Raw genomic sequence first — 19,756 nt, 5'->3', positions numbered from 1 at the left:
GACAAGAAAAAAGGTTTGGCCGAACTGATGAGACACATCTCGATGAGCTTTACTTGTCTGATTCGATTTTTAGAACAAAAATGAAAAAAATATATATTTCAATAAACAGATAACGACCTGAAATAAAACTAAATATACTTACCCAATTCAAACTGAATCGGGTAAGGGAGCTTTTGTCGCTATCTTATTCTTAAATGAAAGAGCCGTGTCCATCTGATATCAAGGGTGTGTCAAAATGCACATTTTGGATACACACTTTTTAGTCACTGAGGGTGGGATATTTCTCAGCGCACCCTTTTAGAAACATTAATGTTCATGAATTGATTCATTAAAAAGCCATTAATTTGTTTCGGAACACGGAACGCGCGAAATGTTCAGAAATTGAACGAATGAATGAAAGACAAAAACCGGAAAAACCTCTTGCGCTTGATGCAAACGGCTCTGACGAGCCTTTGATGCTGTGCCGGCTGGAAATTTCCGAGCAAGCTCCGGATTTTCAGCCTGCCACATCATCCCCCTGTCGGGTTGCATCCATCGCAAGACGATAAACAGAAATAAGGGGTGTTCTAAAAATTAGGTTGAGTTGATTTTTGATTTCTTAGAGATGAACTTTTGTCAGTTGAGGAAGGAGCATAGCGGGCTATGTGACTGACGAAACTTACAAAAGGGCGCGCTAAGAAGCGAAAAGCGACCAAAACGTAAGCACTTTCTTTTGAACGTTTCTTATCCCGTAATTTATAGAACACCCCATAAATCTTTTCCCGGCAGGAACCGCATCTTATCTGTGCATTCATCAAGTGCAAAGCCGCAGCGACTGAGCCGTAGTAAGGCGGAGTAGGTGGCGAATTCATCGTGCTAACATTGAACGGTTTATTTCTGTTTATCGCCTTGAAGAGAATGGCAGCCTTCTGAAAGAAGGCACGGGGGATGCTGTCGGTTGGGCGTTAAGAGCTTGCTCTTATAAGACCAAAACGGAAGCATCACAGCAGCGGCGCAGCCGCCATACTCTTCAAGGGGTTTTCTTGGTTTTTGTCTTTGCCCCTTTTTCTTTTTATCACTTTGTCTCTTCGTCTCTTCGTCTCTTTGTCTCTTCGTCTCTTCGTCTCTTCGTCTCTTTGTCTCTTCGTCTCTTTGACTCTTTGACTCTTCGTCTCTTTGACTCTTCGTCTCTTTGACTCTTCGATTAATGAGACAATTAATGGGCATTAATGGAGAAACATTTCTTGCTGGCTGAAACTACTTCAACTCTGCGAATTCAGCGTGAGCCGCCTCACTCGTCGAACAAACTGAGTTGCACGGGAGTGCCTTCCTCGTCGCCTTCTACCGCAGAGCCTGTTTTGAGGTTTTCGTTCTCCTCAGCGGCTTCTGCATCGGCAGTTTCTTCTTCCGGCGTGGGGAAGCGGAGCGGTTCCAACTCTTCAATGCGCTCCGTCTCGAAGGTTGTGAGTCGCTTGCCCTTTGCTTTGTAACTCTTCACGCCGATGTATTGTTCCACATCCACCTCCATCGCTTCGCGGAAGGCATCAGCGCCGCCGAAAGTGACGAGGAGGCGCGGATAGACCTGGTCGGTGAGCAGAACGAAGCGGGAGTTGGGATTTTCGCCGAGGAAGTTCGCGGGACGTGACTGCGGGGTGCGCTCCAAGGGGAAACGCTTCACGTAGGGGAAGCCCTGCTGGTCGGCATCAAAGAGGACGGCTGTCCAGATTTTGCGTTCGTCAAACTTCTCAACGCGGAGAATGCCCGTGCTTTCGTAGTGGTTGTTCAGGTCAAAGCCGGTGGTGTAGAAGTTACCGTTTTGGAGCATCACCAGCACGAGGTCGTCGGAGTGGAACTCGCCGAGGAACTGGCCTCTGCCGTCATAGTTCAATCGCTGCACGTCGTGGTCGAACCACACCTTGCGTCCGCCGAGCGTCGAGGCACCGTGTGACTTCAGCGTGATGCGATGGACGTCAAGTCGTGTCAGGAGGTTTCCTCGGCTGGCGCGTCCTTTGACGAGAATCTCGCCAAAATCCTTGTCCATGGAGATGCGTTTGAGCTTCGGGTTGGGACGGAAGGTCACCTTGACGATTTCCGCTTCGCCGTTCGGGTTGGCAGTGAAATAGAGGACGCGGCTGTCGGGCGTTCCCGTGGTCAGGTCATATTCTCTGTCGTGTGTGATGGCAGTCACGTTGAAACGTTTGATGAAGCATGCCCCCGTGGCGCCGTCGCGATAGACCGCATTGTAGATGGTGCGTTGGTCTCCCTTCTTGAAGACCGCGATGTGAATGATTTCCACCTTCTTGCGTCGGTCCGTTTTGGAGCGTTCCGTTTCTCCGATGAAGACCTTGTCTTGGATGCGCGTCACTTTGTAGGTTCCGTCGCGATAGAAGATGATGACGTCATCGATGGGCGAGCAGTTCTCGACGAACTCATCCTTTTTGAGGGAAGTACCCATGAAGCCCTCCTCACGGTTGATGTAGAGTTTCTCGGTGGCTTCGATGACCTTGGTGGCTTCGATGTTGTCGAAGGAGCGTATCTCGGTGCGGCGGGGATAGGCTTCCGCATATTTTTCTTTGATGAGTCGGAACCAGTTGGCGGCGACGTCGGTCATGTTCTCGAGGTCGTGGTCGATGCGTGCCACCTCGTCCTTCATGCGGGCAATGAGGTCTTCCGCCTTGGCTTTGTTGAATTTCAAGATACGTGCCATCTTGATTTCCATGAGGCGGAGGATGTCTTCGCGGGTGATTTCGCGGTAGAAATCCTTTTTGAACGGTTCTAATCGCCCGTTGATGTGAGCCACGGCAGCGTCCATATCCTTTGCCTGTTCAAAGCCTCGGTCTTTGTAGATGCGCTCCTCGATGAAGATGCGTTCAAGGGAGGCGAAGAGCAGGCTCTCCATCAGTTCCCCGCGTCGGATGCGCAGTTCCTGTTCCAGGAGATGTTTCGTCGTCTCGGCGCTGCGGCGCAGGACGTCGCTCACGGTGAGGAACTTTGGTTTTTTGTCGTCGATGACGCAGCAGTTGGGAGAGATGCTGACTTCGCAGTCTGTGAAAGCGTAGAGCGCATCGATGGCTTTGTCGCTTGAGGTGCCCGGAGTGAGATGTACGAGAATCTCAACCTCGGCGGCGGTGTTGTCATCGACTTTTCGAATCTTGATTTTCCCCTTTTCGTTGGCTTTCAGGATGGAGTCAATGAGCGAGGTGGTGGTTTTCCCGAACGGTATTTCACGTATGGCGAGGGTTTTGTTGTCGAGTTTCTCAATACGTGCTCTGACCTTCACCGAACCTCCTCGGAGTCCGTCATTGTATCGGCTGACGTCGATGGAGCCGCCGGTCTGGAAGTCGGGATAGAGGTGGAACTCCTCCCCGTAGAGACAGGCAATGGCGGCGTCGCAGAGTTCCCCGAAGTTGTGGGGCAGAATCTTGGCGGAGAGTCCGACGGCGATGCCTTCCGCGCCCTGTGCCAGCAGGAGTGGGAATTTCACGGGCAGCGAGACCGGCTCTTTGTTGCGTCCGTCGTAGGACAATTTCCACTCCGTGGTTTTGGGATTGAAGAGCACGTCGAGGGCGAATTTGGAGAGGCGCGCCTCGATGTAACGCGGTGCTGCCGCACCATCGCCCGTCAGGATGTTACCCCAGTTTCCCTGACAATCCACCAACAGGTTTTTCTGTCCGAGTTGCACGAGGGCGTCGCCGATGGAGGCGTCGCCGTGGGGGTGGAACTGCATCGTGTGACCGACGATGTTCGCCACCTTGTTGAAGCGCCCGTCGTCGAGGCGTTTCATGGAGTGGAGGATGCGTCGCTGCACGGGTTTCAGTCCGTCGCCGAGGTGGGGCACGGCGCGTTCGAGAATCACGTAGGAGGCATAGTCCAGGAACCAGTTGCGGTACATTCCCGTCAACTGGTAGTTGCCTTGTGCGTCTCGCACGGCAGAGGGTTGATAGTCGGAATGGGCTGCGGTTTCCGGGTTCTCCGGAAGCTGCTCGCCCGCGGGTTGGTTGGTAGGATTATTTTCGCTCATGGAAGATGAAAGGGAGAATCATTGGCAAAGTTACGAAAAATGCGGAAAAAACGCTCCTTTTCTCACTTTCCCGGCGTTTGTGACGATTTCATTCCGGCGTTTGTGACGATTTCATTCCGGCATTTGTGGCGATTTCGTTCCGGAGTTTGTGATGATTTCGTTCCGGCATTTGTGGAATAAGGCGTTTAGAGTTCACGCAGAATTAAAAGGATTTTTTGAACACGAATTAGACATGAATTGATCACGAATTATTCATGAATTAATTTTTGAACACATATCTGACGAATTAAACGGATAAAACGGAGACCGCGCAGACTCTTTGTCTCTTCCTCTCTTTGACTCTTCCTCTCTTTGACTGTTGACTGTTGACTGTTGACTCCCCAACTCTTAGTCTCTTAGTCTCTTCCTCTCTTTGTCTTTTTGTCTTTTTGTCTCTTTGACTCTTAGTCTTTTTGTCTCTTTGACTCTTTGTCTCAAGGTCTCAGGCAACCCACGGGAATGACGTAGATGCCGTCGGGACGTTGGTAGGCATACTGTCCGACGGCAATGACGACTGCCAGAAACGAAGGGGCGGGCATGCGGTTGGTGTCAATGCTTTGTGCCAGTGCGGTCAGATTGGCGGCACCTTCGTTGATGTTCTGTTCTCCTCCCAGTTTGACCTCCAAAAGTCCGTAACTGCCGTCGCGGCGGTGAAGCACGGTGTCGCATTCCAAGCCACTGCTGTCACGGTAGTGGAAGAGTTCGCCGTTCAGTGCATCGGCATAGACTCGCAGGTCGCGCACCACCATGTCTTCAAAGAGGAGTCCGAAGGTGCGGAGATCTTTCATCAGGTCTTGCGGACCGAGCCCCAACACAGCGGTGCCGATGCTCGGATCCACGAAATGACGCGTGTCGCTCGTTCGGATGGCGGCTTTGCTGCGGATGTTGGGATTCCAGGCAGGGAGATCTTCCACGACGAACAGTTTCTTGAGTGCTTTGATATAGTCTGCCACGGTGTCCTCATTCAGCGTGTCGGAATCGTTGGCGTGCATGTCCTTCTTGAACGTACTGTAGGACACTTGTTGGGAGATGTTGCGGGCGTAGGAACGGAGCAGCAGTTGCGCTCGTTGCGGATTACGTTTTACGCCATCAACTCTCATGATGTCGTGGTGAATCACGGAATCGACATAGTCAAAGGCTTGGTCCAACGCCACGTCCTTGTCAATCAGCGTCGCCCAGGGCCAGCCGCCGCGGCAGGTGAGGAAAGCAATGTCGCCGAGGGTCAGTTCGTTTTTTTGCACCGTCGGTTCCTTTCCCTCAAATAGGTCTTGCAGACTGACCGTCCCTGTTGATTCGCCGGATTCAAAAAGGCTCATCGGTCGCATGCGGATGTGAGCAAAACGTCCCGTCCCGCTGTGAATCGTCTCGTCGGCATCGGGGAGCACGGATGACCCCGTGAGGACGAACTGTGCAGGCACGCCTCGTCTGTCAACTTCACTGCGGATGCTGTCCCAGATGGAAGGCAGGGTTTGCCATTCATCTATCAAACGGGGCGTTTCGCCGTCCAGCAGACTTTGGGGATTTATCTCAATCAGTTGTGCACTCTGTTTGAGCACCGAGGTGTCGCCGAGGTCGAGCGCACTTTTCGCCTGCTGCTTGGCGGTGGTGGTTTTCCCGCACCATTTCGGTCCTTCCACCAGCACCGCACCTTTCCCCTGCAATTTGCGTTGCAGAATGCTGTCGGCGATTCGTTTTTTGTAGCGTTCCATGGAGAAATAGGGATGGGATAAGTGTGGCGAGCAACCGTTCCGAGGTCTTGTCCGAAGGGGTTTCCGAGAGGAGCGGATTCGCACGTTTTCTTTGCGTGGCAAAATTACGAAGAAATCTCTGATTCTCACGCTCCTTCTTCAACTTTTCCGGCATTTGTGACAATTTCGTTCCGGAGTTTGTGACGATTTCGTTCCGGCATTTGTGACAATTTCGTTCCGGAGTTTGTGACGATTTCGTTCCGGCATTTGTGACGATTTCGTTCCGGAGTTTGTGATGATTTCGTTCCGGAGTTTGTGGAGCGAGACGTACTTTCTTGCTTTGATTTCACGTGCAGGACAGACGGCGGAGAGCCTACCAGGCTTATGTCGCAGACGAAGCGGCGGGAAGGAGTGACTTGATGCCAACTTAAAGCGGCACGCGCCGCCATCTTCGCGGGCGTATAGCCTTCCAGGCTAATCTTTCCTTGCAGCCTGCTATCCCCGGGCGTTGCTCGGGGTTACTCACAGTATAGCCTTCCAGGCTAAGATAGTCTTGCTTGCCTTTTGTCTTTTCCTCTCTTAGTCTCCCCAACTCTTTGACTGTTGACCGTTGACCGTTGACCCCACAACTCTTTGACTCTTTCTCTCTTCCTCTCTTAGTCTCCCCAACTCATTGACTCTTTGACCATTGACTATTGACTGTTGACTCCCCAACTCTTTGTCTCTTCCTCTCTTTGACTCTTTGACCATTGACTATTGACTGTTGACTCCCCAACTCTTTGTCTCTTCCTCTCTTTGACTCTTCCTCTCTTCGACTCTTTGTCCTTTCTTCTTTTCTTGCAGCAAGGGCTGCACCACGGTGGTGCAGCCCTTGTCAGCATTGGTGTCTTAATCCCAGGGGATTAGTTCATGTTTTTCCAGATGGGATTTTCTTTGTTACGACCTCCGGAGAGATGTTCAAAGTCGCCATCGGTGCCTCCTCCTTCGACGTCAAGGTTGGTTCCCGACAGGAGGGCACCCTCTGCGAAGAGGCGGATGGACTCAGAGGTTGGAGCCACGTAAGGTTTGCGGCATGGTGCAGATATTTGCTTATTATCTTTCATGATGTGCTGATTGTTTGATGAATGATGCTTTGTCATCTACCATTAACTTTGACGAAACGTTTCTGTCCGTTGATGACATAGATTCCACTCTGTTCGATGCGGTTGACGCGGCGTCCTTGGAGGTCATAGATTCCCGTGTTTCTGTCCCAAACGTTCTCGATGCCATCCACACCCGTGGTGGTGCCGTCGAAGTTGAAGTAGAAGGCGGGAGCAGCACCGGAGGCGGTGTTCCAAGGCAGATAAATCTTGTTGGCGGGCACGTAGAAATAACCTCCGTTGTCGGTGCCGGCAGTGGAGATGGTGCCGTCTGCGCGATATTCCAACCAAGCCCAATAGAGACCCACCTTCTTTTCGCTGTTCACGGTCTTCACACCGAAGAGGTAGTACTTATAGTTCGCTTCGCCCTGTACCAACTTCTTGTAGGCACTTCCTTGGAAGAGGTTGGAAGCGGGTGACGTTCCTTCGTCGGTGGTGGAGAGGTCAAACTTGTAAGCACCTTGTGCACCCTTCAAGATGACAGGCGTTCCCGCGGGGAGCACGTTGCCTTCAAAGGGCGTCAGGTAGATGCTGCCTCCGCTTGTTCCTTCAATGGTTGCATCGTCTTCGCTTGCTGCATAGTATGCCGTGATGCCCTCGGGGATGATAGCGGGATAGGCGAGATAGAGACTGGCTTTCTGATACTGCGTCATGTTGATGCGGGTCGTGATTTCCTCGGGAGCTGCGACCTTCTCGACGTACCAGGCAGAAGCAGAGTTCTTGCCGGAAGAATATGCCACCACCGCAGAACCAGCAGCCTGTGCATGCATTTGGCTGCCATTCACCTTGATGTTCAGCTGACCATCACCAAGGATGTTGAAGGTGACGGGCTGACCCGTGGTGGAAAGCTGGCGTGCTCCGTATTGCGTGCCGGCATTGGTCAAGTAAGTACCGGTGTGCAGGTTCTTGAGATAGGCGTTGTTTCCAACCTGTTCAAACTTCCAGACGTTCACAGCCTCGTTCTCGGTGAAAGAGGGACGAATCTTCACGGTGAAGTCGGTGAGCTTGACACCTTGATTCGTTCCGGTCAAGGTAATGGTCACGGAAGACTTACCACTGTTTGCCACCGTGTAGGTTTGAGCTGCCCTGGTGGTTTGATAAGCCACACCCTCATCGCTAAAGGTCAAGGTCTGCGCCACATCATGCCCATTATTGGCGAAGGTGACAGAGTAGCTGTCAATCACATAGCCGGTGGGCGCATTCAGTTTGAACGGAGCATTAGTTTTTCCACTATAAATGACAAGGTTCGATTCTGAGGTCGCAATGTTTTTGCTGGTTACGCTAAAAGTCACACTCGGCGTCGCGGTGCTGGTCCATTGTTTCCAATAAGTGTCAGAAGCTTCTTTATTGTCAGACCCATTGTTCAAATCCACGGTGTAGGTGGTATTGACGTCTGCCACCTGAGCGTGCCAGTAAACCTTATGGTCGTTCGCATTAGCGTATGCCACAGCGTTGTTGCAATAACCGGTGTGGGCATTGCGAAGCACGTAGTAGGCATCGAAGTCAATCGCGTTGGGTACGAGTGCTTCGTTGCTTGTTACAAGGTTTCCGCAGAATCTTGTAAACTGGTCATCGGTATAGGAATCTGCATATTCCAAAGCGTAGTATGCCACCCCATATGCACTCAGATAATTACTTGCCAAACTTGAATTATAGTAGCCGATGGCAGTGTCGTGAATCTTATCTGCGGGGAAGGCAGGTGCGTCTGCCGTCATGTCAATCTCCACTTTCGTCTCATCGTGGAAATAGTTGTAGAGCGTGTTGTAGGCAGCACTGCGGGTCGGATCAATTTCCACGAACTGGAAGTTAGAGCCTTCGTCGGAAGAATTGTTATAGAAGCCCATGTTGTTTTTCACACCACCGTGGTTGGAAATGTAGAAGGTGGTGTTGGTGGTGGAGCCGTCTTCTGCGGTGGTAGTCTTCACGGTGGTGATGTTGTACCAGCCGGACTGGGAAGCCTCGTTCGTGATGGTCCACTCGTTGGCACCCACGCTTGCGTAATCCACAGCAAGGCTTTGGAGTTTACCGGCACCCTCTGCGAAGTCGCCGGTGGTGCAGGCGAGGACGCGGTCGGTGGTGTTTTTGTTCACGATGTAGACTTTCGGAGCCTCGGAGGCAGCGGTAAAGTACCATGCCTGACGGTCAACACCGAGGTCGTAGTCCGTGGTGAGCTGCACCTTGGTGCTGCTGGGATCATCGGTGGTGCGTGCCTGCCAGAGGGGACGACCGCTGCGGTTCACGTAGATGCGATAGTAGTGCGGAGCAGCGGGGTCGGTGGTCAGTTTGACGGGCAGGGCGGCGTATGCCACGAGATTCCGCAGAACAAGAGTCTGTGCCTCCACAAGGGCGGTCTGCTCGTCCACGGAAGACTGATAAGCTAATTCGTTATCGTAGACTGTCTGGGCTGCGTCAATCACTGCCTTCACCGAATTGAGATTTTCACGGGTGAGGTTGAGCGAGCCATCGTATTCACTCTTGATGATGGTGCACTCGGGATCGGAGAAGCAGGCAGCGTAGGCAGTGTTCAATGTTGCAAGTGCACTGTTGAGTGCTGTCTTGTCGGCTTCTTGATAGGGAGCGAACTGGAAGAGCGAGCCGGCATTGTCGGCGTCGGTGTCGAAACCGATGTTGTCGGGATTCTCCGTGATGCCGTTCCAGTTGTGGAGATAGAGGGGCGTTGCAGCGTTGGGCGCGGGAGCGATGTTGAACCAGCCATCGTTGTTGGCGTTGGCAGAGATGGTCCATTCGCGAGCGTCGAAGGTCTGAGTGGCTTCGTCTGCGGCAAAGGCTTTCACCTTGCCCGCACCTGTGCCGAGGTCACCGGTAATCACGGAGAACACCTTGTTGTCGGCAGCGGCGTTCATGTAGAGGCGAGCGCCTACTGTGCCACGGGTGAAGTAGAATGCCTGGTAGATGTTACCCCTGTCGAGCGTAGCGTTATACTTCAACTTGTTGTAGTCGTACTGGTTACGATAGTCGCCATGGCTTTCATCGCCGCGATATTGCAGGTAGTAGGGCGTGGCGTCGCGCTGGAAGTGGATGGTGTAGAGCACGGGGTTGTTCGTGTTGGTGGTCAGCGTGATGGGGAGAGCCATGTAGTCGAAGCTGCGGTTGAGCTGCGTCATGGCTGCGGCGAGTGCCGTTTCCTGTGCTTCCACTTCATCATCGGTGGCATCGGCGGTACGAAAGACGGTGATGGCAGTGCTGATGGCTCTTTCCAGGTTCTGAAGGTCTTCGAGGGAGAAGTTCGGGTTGGAAATATAGTCCGCCTTCACCACGGTGTTGCCCTGAACGTCGGTTTCGTAGCAGCTGTTCTTGAGGGCGGTGGCGTTGTCAATGGCAGTTTTCAACGACCCGTGTCCTTCCACAACAGTTTTGGCAACCAGCAGGGCGTCATACTGTGCTTGCAGTTCAGCCTGTGCGGCATTGAGTTGTGCCACGGTCTTGGCAAGATTCTTAGCCGTGGTCGCAGACTCGATGGCGTTGTAAGTGGTGAGAATTTCATCATCCATCACCGTTCCCTTGTGGTTATTGGTGATGGTGGTAGAAGCTTTCCTCTCAAGAGCAAACTCAGCCATGCAGAACCAGTAGTGACCGTCGGGTTTAGATTTACTATCGGATGCGGTATTACCTAACATACGGAAGCGGAGGTACTTGTAGGTTCCACCTTCAAAATAATCGCTGGTGTAGTCGGTGCTTGTGGTCACGGGCAGCGGGTTGGAAGCATCGTCTTTGGTGAGGGTAGCAATCTCGGTGTAGGTGCCGGTTGCGTCGTTGGAGCCTTCAATCACCATTTTGGTGGGCTGACCGTTGCCGGAATTTCGGGTGGTGTAGAGCATGCGGAACTGACCAATTCCGCTTTCTCCCACATAAACGCGGAGATAGTGGTCTTCGCCCGGACCGGCATTTGCGGCATAGTTGGTGTGCAGATAGGTGGTCTTGTTTCCGTCAAGGAGGTGATAGCCATCGGTTCCTTGCACACTGTAGTCACCATTCTGCTGTGCTTGATAAGGAGCGTTGCAGTAGAGGTAGCCGGAGGCATTTTCATCCGTGCTCTGCAGCGGCACGTTGGCTTTGACGATGGACACCGAACCACACTGATTAAGGAGGGTTTGGGTGTCGTCAATCACGTCCTGCAGGGCAGCTTGTGCAGCGGAGAGGTCATCCGATTCGGCAGCATTATAGGTAGCGAGCAGGATGTCATACTGAGCTTTGAGCGCAGTGTATTGCGTTGTCAAATCATTTTTGGTGGCTTCACCGTTGGCGAGCAACTGCTTGGAAGCGTAGAGGGCTTCGTCGGCAGCAATGAGTTTGGCATTGGTCAGTTGGTTGCCGCCAAGGGCATCGGCAGCATATTTCTCCACGATGGAGTTCACCTTTGCCACGGGGCGTGAGATACTAAATTCTGCTATACCGAAGTAGTATTGGCCTCCGAAGGTGCCGCCAGAAGCAGTGGGCACGGTGAAGCGGAGGTAGCGATAAGCAGTGCCGGAAGCACCAATTGTGTTGGAGGTGTAGGATGTTGCCTTTTCACTGGGCAGTCCATCGCTGATCGTGGTGATGGGAGTCCAGTCGGTCACGTCGCCATTGACATCGGTGGTGTTGCCGCCCGTGATGACAAATTGGGTCGGAGCATCCTTGCCACCGTCGCCGGCAGGACGGGTGGTGTAATTAAACGTGAACTCTTCGAGGCTGAGACCTTCGCCGCAGTCAATCTGGAAGTAGTGGTTCTCGTCGACCTCGGTGCCGCTCCACACGGTGTGGAAGAAGGTGGTGAGGTCACCATCGACCATGAGTGCGGTGCCATGTCCCTGTTCGGTGGCGTTGGAGGTGATGCGGAAGGTGCTCATGTCCTGTGCGCCCTTTCCACTGACGTTCGCCATCTTGTTCATGAGGGTGGTGGTCTTTGCCACGAGGTCCTCCAAGTTCATGGAAGCTTCCAAGACTTCAGGTTTGGACACCATGGTGATGTACCAGTGGGAGTTCTTGTTGGAGGTGTCTCCCCAACCCACGATGTTGTTTCCTCCTGCTTTGTGGATGAGCTGGGAGTTTTCACTATATTTGATGCCCCAAGAACCATCTTCATTGTCAAGGAAGGTGTAACTCTTCTTCTCAGCTCCTGTCGTCAACTGTTCGCTCTGTGTGAGTGCCAACCAGTAGTTAGTGGTAGAGCCGTTCTTGAAGTTATAGGCACCGGAGGTGGTGGAGGCTTCCAAAATCCACTGTCCGGTTGCGGGCACGTTTGCCACAACCACGCCGCCTGTGACGTTGGTGGTGGTAACAGTGTTTGAGCCGGTCTCGCTGATATAACGTGTAGGCTCGTTCTTATTGACGAGCACGCAGGTGCTTCCCGCCACCAGTGCCACTCGGGCAAATTCATTTGCCTTGACGGCGTCGAACTCAGTCTTGAGGGCGTTGTAGGCACTGACGTAGCCGGACTGTGCGCCTTCTTCGTAGAGGGTCTTTGCTTCTTCGTAGAGGCTAAGGAGGGTGGTGACTTCGGATTTCTTGTAGAAGCCGACCTTGGTGTAGTCAGTGCCGGAATTGCCGCCGTCATCGACAGCATCCACCACAATCTTCACTTCGGCGAGCAAGCCGGCGAGCAGGCTGACTGCAGCGGAGCCGCCGTCATAAACCACGGGGGTGGATGTGCCCTCAGCGTTGAGCACCTGCACGGTGGCAGTACCTTTGGCGATGGCGATGAGAGCCTCATCGCTCAAAGGGAAGGTGTAGTCGGAGGAGAAGGAGAGGAGCTTGCCGTTTTCATCATAAATCAAGAAACCTGCACCGCCCGTGGCACCGACCATGGTGGCATTTCCGTTGGCAACGGTGAGTTCGTAGGTTCCCGTCACTTCATCGTTGGAAGTGGTGCCGTTGTAGTCTGTGTAGGCGCCGAGGTCGGAGTAGGTGCCGCTGTCCCCCAACCGAGAACGCTCGGTTTTGCCGTCATGCTGGTAGAAGGGGGTACCGGTGCAGTCGTTGATGAAGAGGACGGTGTGGTTCTCGGGATAGTGCAAGGCTTTGACTTCGTCGATGGTGGCGTCAATCTGCGCCTGCGTCTGGGTGTATTCAGAGCTGGCGTAGTCGCCAACGTAGCGTTTGTTCATCGGGGTGAAGAAGCCGTAGGCGCGGAAGAACTCGGTGAGGTCTTCGCCGGCGGCGAGGCAGCACTTCTTGTAGAAATGGAGCAGCGGGGTCTTGCCCGTCACCACGGTGCCATTTTCATCAGCCTGCACGTCAAGCTGGTTGTAGGTGCGGGTGATGGGGTCGCGGCGCAACATCTCGAAAAGACGGGGATAGAACTTGTTGTTGTGACCCACGAGATGATAGTAGAGCCAGAGCTTATAGTACATCTGCGTCTGTGCCCAGATGTTGTTGGTGAAGAAGTCGCTATTCTCCTCGTTGTATGCCTTGAGCACATAACTGAGGTCACCCTCCCCGCTGTTGGTGCGGCTGGTGGCTCTGCCGTCATACCAGACGCAGACGTTGGCGAAGAGGTTGTTGGTCACCTCGGTCAGACCGTTCATATTGATGGGTCCTTGGTGCTGGTGACCAATCTCGTGACCGGGTCCCCAAGTGTTTCCGGCATTGGTGGTGATGCCCTCAATGATGGCTTGGAACGTACCGTAGTTGTAGTTACTGCTGGTCCAGCCGCCGGACATGTAGCCGGTGGGAATGCCGATGGCAAGACAGTGCATGCGATAGTAGTTCTCGTAGGAGGAGGCATATTCTTCGTCATCACCCGTATAGGCATAGACGCCGCGGGAGGGGGCATCGAGGGTGGGATACAACGCGTTGGCAGCATCCACACTTGCGGCACTTTCCAAACCCATGGTCAGGTTCTGCGCCCAAACGATGCGGTTCCAGCGTTCAAGGAAGTCAGTGATGCGAACACGACGGTTGCCGCTATTATCGGCGGTGAAGTAATAGTCAGTACCTTCATGTACTGTGCCGTCTTCGTTGACCGGTTTTTTAAAATTGAACTGGAAGACGATGCGTTTGCCGACGATGGTGATGTCGTCGAGCACGTTGCGGGCTGCGAGGTAGTCCCAGTCTTCCTCATTGTCGCCGGTGGGGGTGACGTTTTCGCCGGTGCGTCCGTGGGCATAGAGTGCATCGCCCACTTCGTTGTAGTAACCGTTGACGTGACCGCCCTCAATGTGAATCTTGAGGTCCGGATAGTAGGAAAGGGGATGGGCACCCTTGTTGGTCGTGCCGTCCCATGCTTTCATGGTGTTGGCGGTGTAGTAGATGCAGGTCCACTGTTTGTCCACAAAACAGGGAACCACGTTGAGACCCTGCTGGAGCTGCACGCCATCGGTGGCGTTGCCCGCCTGTCCGTGTCCGGAGTAGCTGCCGAGATAGAGCGAAGCACCATCCTTGATTTCGCCGTCCACCATTATATATAAGGCGTCACGCTCCTTGGTGATGATGCCGGTGGGGTTGTTGAGGTTGGTGTGTATGTTGATTTTGAGAGCAGAGTTGACGCAGTCGCGGTTGGTGTAGATTTCATAGTTCTGCACACGGTAGCGTTTGGCGTAGTCGCCGCTCCATGCCTTGGCTGGTTCGCCATCCACGTGATCCTCTCCCCAGGCAGTGGCACGGTCTTGCGTGGAAGTTTGTTCGTTCCACACCTTGGTCACCATGTTTTGCAGGGTGGCAGGCAGGACGGTGTAGTGGGCATCTGCCTGCAACTCGTCGAGGCTCATGGCTGCATAGGTTGCATTGAGCGTCGTGCAGGCGGCGTCGGTGAAGATGGCGGCAAGGCTGGCCTTGAAGTCTGCAATCTGTGTGTCCGTGAAGACAAAATTATCGATGGCTCTCCAGTTGGCTTCAATTTCCGCCTCGTTGAAGTCCACCTTGGTGATGGTCCAGTGGGTGGCTTGTCCATCCACGCTCCAACCCACGATGTTCTTGGAACCATCACAGTGCATCTTGTTCTTGTTGTTATCAGTGTTATCCAAGCTCAAGGTGTTGTAGGTAGTGCCTACGGTGCGGAGGTAGAGGTAGGTGTCGGCGGTGGTGGCGTTTTCGACAAGCTTCCACTGCGTGCTGGCACCCGCGCCTTGCAGGTAACGGCCGTTACCGAAACTGCGGAGGCGATAGCGGGGCACGCCGCCGCCATCGTTGGACACTTCAGCCACATACCACAACTGTGATTTGGAACTTTCGACTGTGGCGGCGCCGATGGCTGTTGTCATCGAGCCCGCAGTCATGGAATAACCGGGATACATTCTGTTCACGAAGCGATACACCTTGCCCTGCACCAACTCTGTGAGCTGGGCGTGTCCGCCAAGACAGATGAAGCACCCCAGAACCATTAGGAGGCAATGCCTCCAAACAAGGTAGAAGTTTTTCATTTATGTAGAGATTTAAGAATTTGTTGCCGTTGAAATATCGCGCGGAACTCAAAAAAGTATTTCTGAGCCACACCGCGGAACTCAAAAAGAAGTGTTTCTGAGCAACACCGCGAAACTCAACAAGAAGTGTTTCTCTCTGAATCTCTTCAAGTTCCGCGCGCAAAAGTAGATATAAGTTTCTTTATATCTTCATAAAATTGCAACTTTTTCTTAGTTTTTTTTGCATTGCCTCGTCTATGGATTCGCACCTTCACCTCACATTCGGGGCGTTTCGTGGCAAATAATCGCCGATTCGTAAAATAAACTCTCCCTCATCCGTTCCGAAAATTGGCTTTAAGTAATCCTCAAAAAATAACCTGCATCATCTTTTTCTCCATTCATGCCCTTTCTTTCACCCCTTAAGAAATATAGATGAATAAACTACGCTTTTGCCCTTGCAAGGCGTGAAACGTGATATAACCGCCTACCTAGGGTGTCGTTCGCTTCGCTCACTTGCTCTGGGCTGGTCGCAAACCCTCCTTTTTCGGGTTTGATTGGGCTTTCAGTCCGTTATCATTGATATGGAGTGCGCCTTCGGCGCGGCGGCTCCCGCCGCCATCTTCGCGGGCGTACAGCCCTCCAGGCTGATACTGAGTGAGTTGTCACCATCCGGGGGCGTTGCCCCCGGTTACTCACAGTACAGCCTTCCATGCTGGATAGTCTTGCTTGCTGTTTCTGCTGTTGTGTCCCCTAAACATGAAACACAACGGAGCCACACTTACTGGTGCAGCCACCTGTGCAGCAAAAGTATCTTAGCCTGGAAGGCTATACTGTGAGAAACCCCGGGCAACGCCCGGGGATAGCTGGAAGCAAGGGAAAATTAGCCTGGAAGGCTATACGCCCGCGAAGATGGCGACGGGAGCCGCGACTACTTTTGTCGCGAACGGGCTGAAAGCCCAACGAGCGCATAGCCCGGGGCAAGAGATGAGCGTAGCGAACGACACCCCGGGTCACGTGTAGAAATAAAAAATAGAGACGTCCTACAGGGGCAGACGCGTTAAAAAACTAAGGACAGAAATATAGATGAATAAACTACGCTTTTGCCCTTGCAGGGCGTGAAACGTGATATAACCGCCTACCCAGGGTGTCGTTCGCTTCGCTCACTTGCCCTGGGCTGGTCGCAAACCCTCCTTTTTCGGGTTTGATTGGGCTTTCAGCCCGTTATCATTGATATGGAGTGCGCCTTCGGCGCGGCGGGAGCCGCACTACTTTCAGCCCGTCGCATTCACGCAGAGTGCGCCTTCGGCGCGGCGGGGGCGCATGTGCTTATTCTCTGATTCAACTTGCGAAACGTGAGTAATTTATAGAACACCCCTTAATGGTTTGGCACCGTTTGAACGTTCCCTACTCCCATTTATAGGCAGTCCCTTAGAGCGAAATGGTTTCGACATCCACCATTTCGTGCATGAAGAGCGCGGCACTTTCCCTGAACTTTTCGGCGCTTTCCGTGGTCAGATAGTGGACGCGCCCTTGTTTGGAAAGTTGTGCTTCCATGGCTGTGTGCTTGGCGAGATATTTCTTCAAACTCTCAGCCACATACTCTCCTTGCGGAACAATGCGCACACCGGGCGGCGTGTATTTCACAATTTTGTTCATCAGCAAAGGATAGTGCGTGCATCCCAAAATCAGTGTGTCAATTTTCGGGTCCACTCTGAGGATTCCTTCTATTCTTTTTTTCACAAAATAGTCTGCGCCCGGACTGTCAAACTCATAGTTTTCCACGAGGGGCACCCACATCGGGCAGGCTTGCCCGGTGACTGTGATGTCCGGCCAAAGTTTGTGTACTTCCAAGGTGTAGGAGCCGGAGTTCACGGTTCCTGCTGTGGCGAGCAGTCCGACGTGACGTGTCTTCGTGAGCGGTCCAATCGCTTCCACTGTCGGGCGGATGACGCCGAGCACTCTCCGGTTGGGGTCTATTCCGGGAAGGTCGCGCTCCTGAATGGTGCGGAGTGCCTTCGCCGAGGCTGTGTTGCAGGCAAGAATGACCAACTTGCACCCCCTGGCAAAGAGTGCCTCAACTGCTTGTAACGTATATTTATAGATAACCTCAAACGAGTGAGAGCCGTAGGGGGCACGGGCGTTGTCTCCCAAATATAAATAGTCATACTGCGGCAGGAGCTGTCGCATTTGTCGGAGGATGGTCAATCCGCCGTAGCCGGAATCAAAAACGCCGATGGGAGAGGACATGGGAACGTGTGTTTGGGTCAAAGGTTCAAAAGGGGGAAAAAGGTCTGTGCGAAAACCGCCTCACCCGTCTTGCCCGAAGGCTGAGGGAAGGAGATTTTGGAATGTTCTATGAATTTGGTTGAGCACTTGCTCTTGAATACTCCTTATTCTAATATTTACAGAACACCCTCCTTAGTAATATGAAAATAATAAGTTGCGTCAGATTTGAATTAGATTTTCGAGGTCAGATTTTCACCCGAAGAAGGAGCATAGCCGTAGCTATGTGACTGATGAGGGAGGAAATATGGACCGAAAAGATTTTCAAAGATGATGCAGGTTATTTTTTGAGGATTACTTATTTAGCAAGCGGCATGACGGGCGTCTCCTGCAGCATCAGTTTTCGGCACACGAAGGGATTGGCATTTTCTCCCACGAGGGGATGGATGAAAGGATAGACCTGTCGGTCAATATCTACGATGTATTCATAACCATGCTCCATTCCCACTTCTTGGATGGCTTTGTCAAGTCGCTGTCGGATGGGAAAGAGCATTTCCTCTTCTGCCGCCTTCAGCAAACTGTCCGCTTCGTGACGGAAGTTGAGTCCGCGTTCCATTGCCACCTGGAGGTCACGCTGACGTTTCATCAGGATGTTCTGCGGGAAGTCCTTCTGACCTTGCAGAAATTCCACATACTGTCTTCTGAAACTCTGCTCGTTGTAGAGCGCTTCCTGCTCATACTTCTTCCTCAATTCTTCCATCTGTTTTTGTGCCGAGGCATATTCCGGCATTGAAACGAGGATGGAATCATATTTGACATAGCCGAAGCGCACCTGACTCTGTGCCGAAGCGGGGGTGGCAATGGCGAGGAAGGAGAAAAGGCTGACGAAAAGAGGGACTAAGAGGGTTCTCATTGGGGAAAGTTTTTGGGAAATATGGGAGGGTTAGTAGGAATAGTTCACCGAACCGATGCGCCCGTCGGAAGTTTCAAAGGTGCAGAGGTCGGTCTTTCCGGAGGACGTGTTGTAGCGGAAGGAGATGCTGTAGTCCGTGCCAACTCCGGCAGAATAGACATACTCAACCTTCTGAACGAGATTGCGACTCGGGCGTCCCAGCATGCCGGCATAGTAGAGATACTCAAAACCTAAACAGCCCATCTCTCTTGTTCCCACCGCCGGCAGCAAACCGTTGGGATTCGCCTCCGTCGAAGGAGTGAAGAGGAGAGTCAAAGGCTTTTCATCGACTCCCGTATAGACAATTTTGCTGAGATTGTCTCCGGTGTAGGTCAGCACGGCGGAGGAACGATAGATCGTGGTCTGTCCGACGGAGTTTGTCACCACTTCCTCTTTCTGCCAGGAGGTGAGATAGCCGTTGGTATAGGAGAAGAAATATCTGTTTTCTCCTTCCTGCAACTTCTCGATGTGGTTTTGCAGGTTGAGCGTGGCTGACAAGCTGACGCGGTTGGTCTGATTTGTGAGAGCGACAGAGGTGGGACCATAGACCAGCGAGAAATCATAGTTGTATTTTCTGTCCAGCGAGGCGTCCGGATTTCTCATCGTGCTCTTTGCCGACAGCATTCTTCCGTCCACATAGTTGAAAGTCCAGTCATAGCATTCCATCAGCGAACCGTTGAAACGAATCTGTTTCACGGGTGTGCTTCCATCGGAAGGCAGGGAGGGCTTGATGACGTAGCCGGGAGAGTCATCCGAGCAGGACTGGAGGGAAACGACCAAGGCGAAGAGCAAAAGGGTCGTCAGTCCGAACCAATGGGACACGTGAGTCCGAAGGTCTTGAAGAAGTTCTGTTGAGTTTTTCATTCAGTTCATGGTCATGGAGGGTTCAACTTTTGGAGGGCATTCGTCACATCTTGAAAAGTGTGCGCACCCATGTCGGGGGCAAACTTACGGAAAAAACTCGGAAAACGCTCCGCCCGCTCCCAAAATGTTGTGGCTTGCTCACGGTTCTTTCATTCAAGGAGGTGTTCCCGAAATTAGGTTGAGTCGCTTCAAACAACAAGTAAGACTATTGTTGCTGTCCGATAAAAATTGATGATGAGGCTTCACCTTTTTCTGTGCAAGATGTCACACTGGACTTCGTCAAAGACGTTCGCAGACGGCGCACTCTGTCTTACCGCAGCGTCAATGGCGCATAAGGTGGCGCAGGTCACGCCCTCATTGCGGTGCAAAAAAGGGGGCTTACAGCAAAAAATGTGCCATAATGCCCTCAAAACGGAGCGCGGGAAAAAATATGAAATAAGCTTCGCGCGCGAGGCGCGCGTATTCACCTTTCAAACCTATACGTTTTTCAAGGGTACATGCATTTCCTTCAA

Annotated in this window: 7 protein-coding genes; all 7 read right to left on the bottom strand. The window is 52.6% G+C overall.

Going from position 1 to position 19,756, the window contains the following annotated elements; translation table 11 throughout:
• Positions 1-1,270 precede the first annotated feature (1,270 nt).
• Positions 1,271-4,000 (bottom strand): DNA gyrase/topoisomerase IV subunit A, encoded by a 2,730-nt coding sequence (locus I6E40_RS08735; RefSeq protein WP_235386658.1) that lies wholly within the window; start codon positions 3,998-4,000, stop codon positions 1,271-1,273.
• 473 nt (positions 4,001-4,473) lie between these two features.
• The gene (locus I6E40_RS08730; RefSeq protein WP_235386657.1) at positions 4,474-5,748 is read right to left on the bottom strand and encodes an ATP-binding protein; all 1,275 of its coding nucleotides are present in this window, start codon (positions 5,746-5,748) and stop codon (positions 4,474-4,476) included.
• A gap of 881 nt (positions 5,749-6,629) precedes the next feature.
• The gene (locus I6E40_RS08725) at positions 6,630-6,830 is read right to left on the bottom strand and encodes a hypothetical protein (protein ID WP_235386656.1); all 201 of its coding nucleotides are present in this window, start codon (positions 6,828-6,830) and stop codon (positions 6,630-6,632) included.
• Between the two features lie 32 nt (positions 6,831-6,862).
• The gene (locus I6E40_RS08720) at positions 6,863-15,226 is read right to left on the bottom strand and encodes a M60 family metallopeptidase (protein WP_235386655.1); all 8,364 of its coding nucleotides are present in this window, start codon (positions 15,224-15,226) and stop codon (positions 6,863-6,865) included.
• Positions 15,227-16,633: 1,407 nt separating this feature from the next.
• Complete coding sequence (gene murI, locus I6E40_RS08715) at positions 16,634-17,452, bottom strand: glutamate racemase (RefSeq protein WP_235386654.1); 819 nt, start codon at positions 17,450-17,452, stop codon at positions 16,634-16,636.
• Positions 17,453-17,786: 334 nt separating this feature from the next.
• A complete protein-coding gene (locus I6E40_RS08710) occupies positions 17,787-18,341 on the bottom strand; it encodes an OmpH family outer membrane protein (protein WP_235386653.1) in 555 nt (184 codons plus the stop codon).
• 30 nt (positions 18,342-18,371) lie between these two features.
• Positions 18,372-19,244, bottom strand: a complete 873-nt coding sequence (locus tag I6E40_RS08705; protein ID WP_235386652.1) for a DUF4595 domain-containing protein — start codon at positions 19,242-19,244, stop codon at positions 18,372-18,374.
• Positions 19,245-19,756: the final 512 nt, after the last annotated feature.

Source organism: Prevotellamassilia timonensis, assembly GCF_021531665.1.
GTDB lineage: Bacteria > Bacteroidota > Bacteroidia > Bacteroidales > Bacteroidaceae > Alloprevotella.
This window is presented reverse-complemented; position numbering and strand designations above follow the sequence as displayed.

Bases quoted from the DNA above. Each gene is read 5' to 3' on its own strand.
- I6E40_RS08705 (WP_235386652.1), bottom strand. From the start codon at position 19,244: ATGAAAAACTCAACAGAACTTCTTCAAGACCTTCGGACTCACGTGTCC.
- I6E40_RS08735 (WP_235386658.1), bottom strand. From the start codon at position 4,000: ATGAGCGAAAATAATCCTACCAACCAACCCGCGGGCGAGCAGCTTCCG.
- I6E40_RS08725 (WP_235386656.1), bottom strand. From the start codon at position 6,830: ATGAAAGATAATAAGCAAATATCTGCACCATGCCGCAAACCTTACGTG.
- murI (WP_235386654.1), bottom strand. From the start codon at position 17,452: ATGTCCTCTCCCATCGGCGTTTTTGATTCCGGCTACGGCGGATTGACC.
- I6E40_RS08730 (WP_235386657.1), bottom strand. From the start codon at position 5,748: ATGGAACGCTACAAAAAACGAATCGCCGACAGCATTCTGCAACGCAAA.
- I6E40_RS08710 (WP_235386653.1), bottom strand. From the start codon at position 18,341: ATGAGAACCCTCTTAGTCCCTCTTTTCGTCAGCCTTTTCTCCTTCCTC.
- I6E40_RS08720 (WP_235386655.1), bottom strand. From the start codon at position 15,226: ATGAAAAACTTCTACCTTGTTTGGAGGCATTGCCTCCTAATGGTTCTG.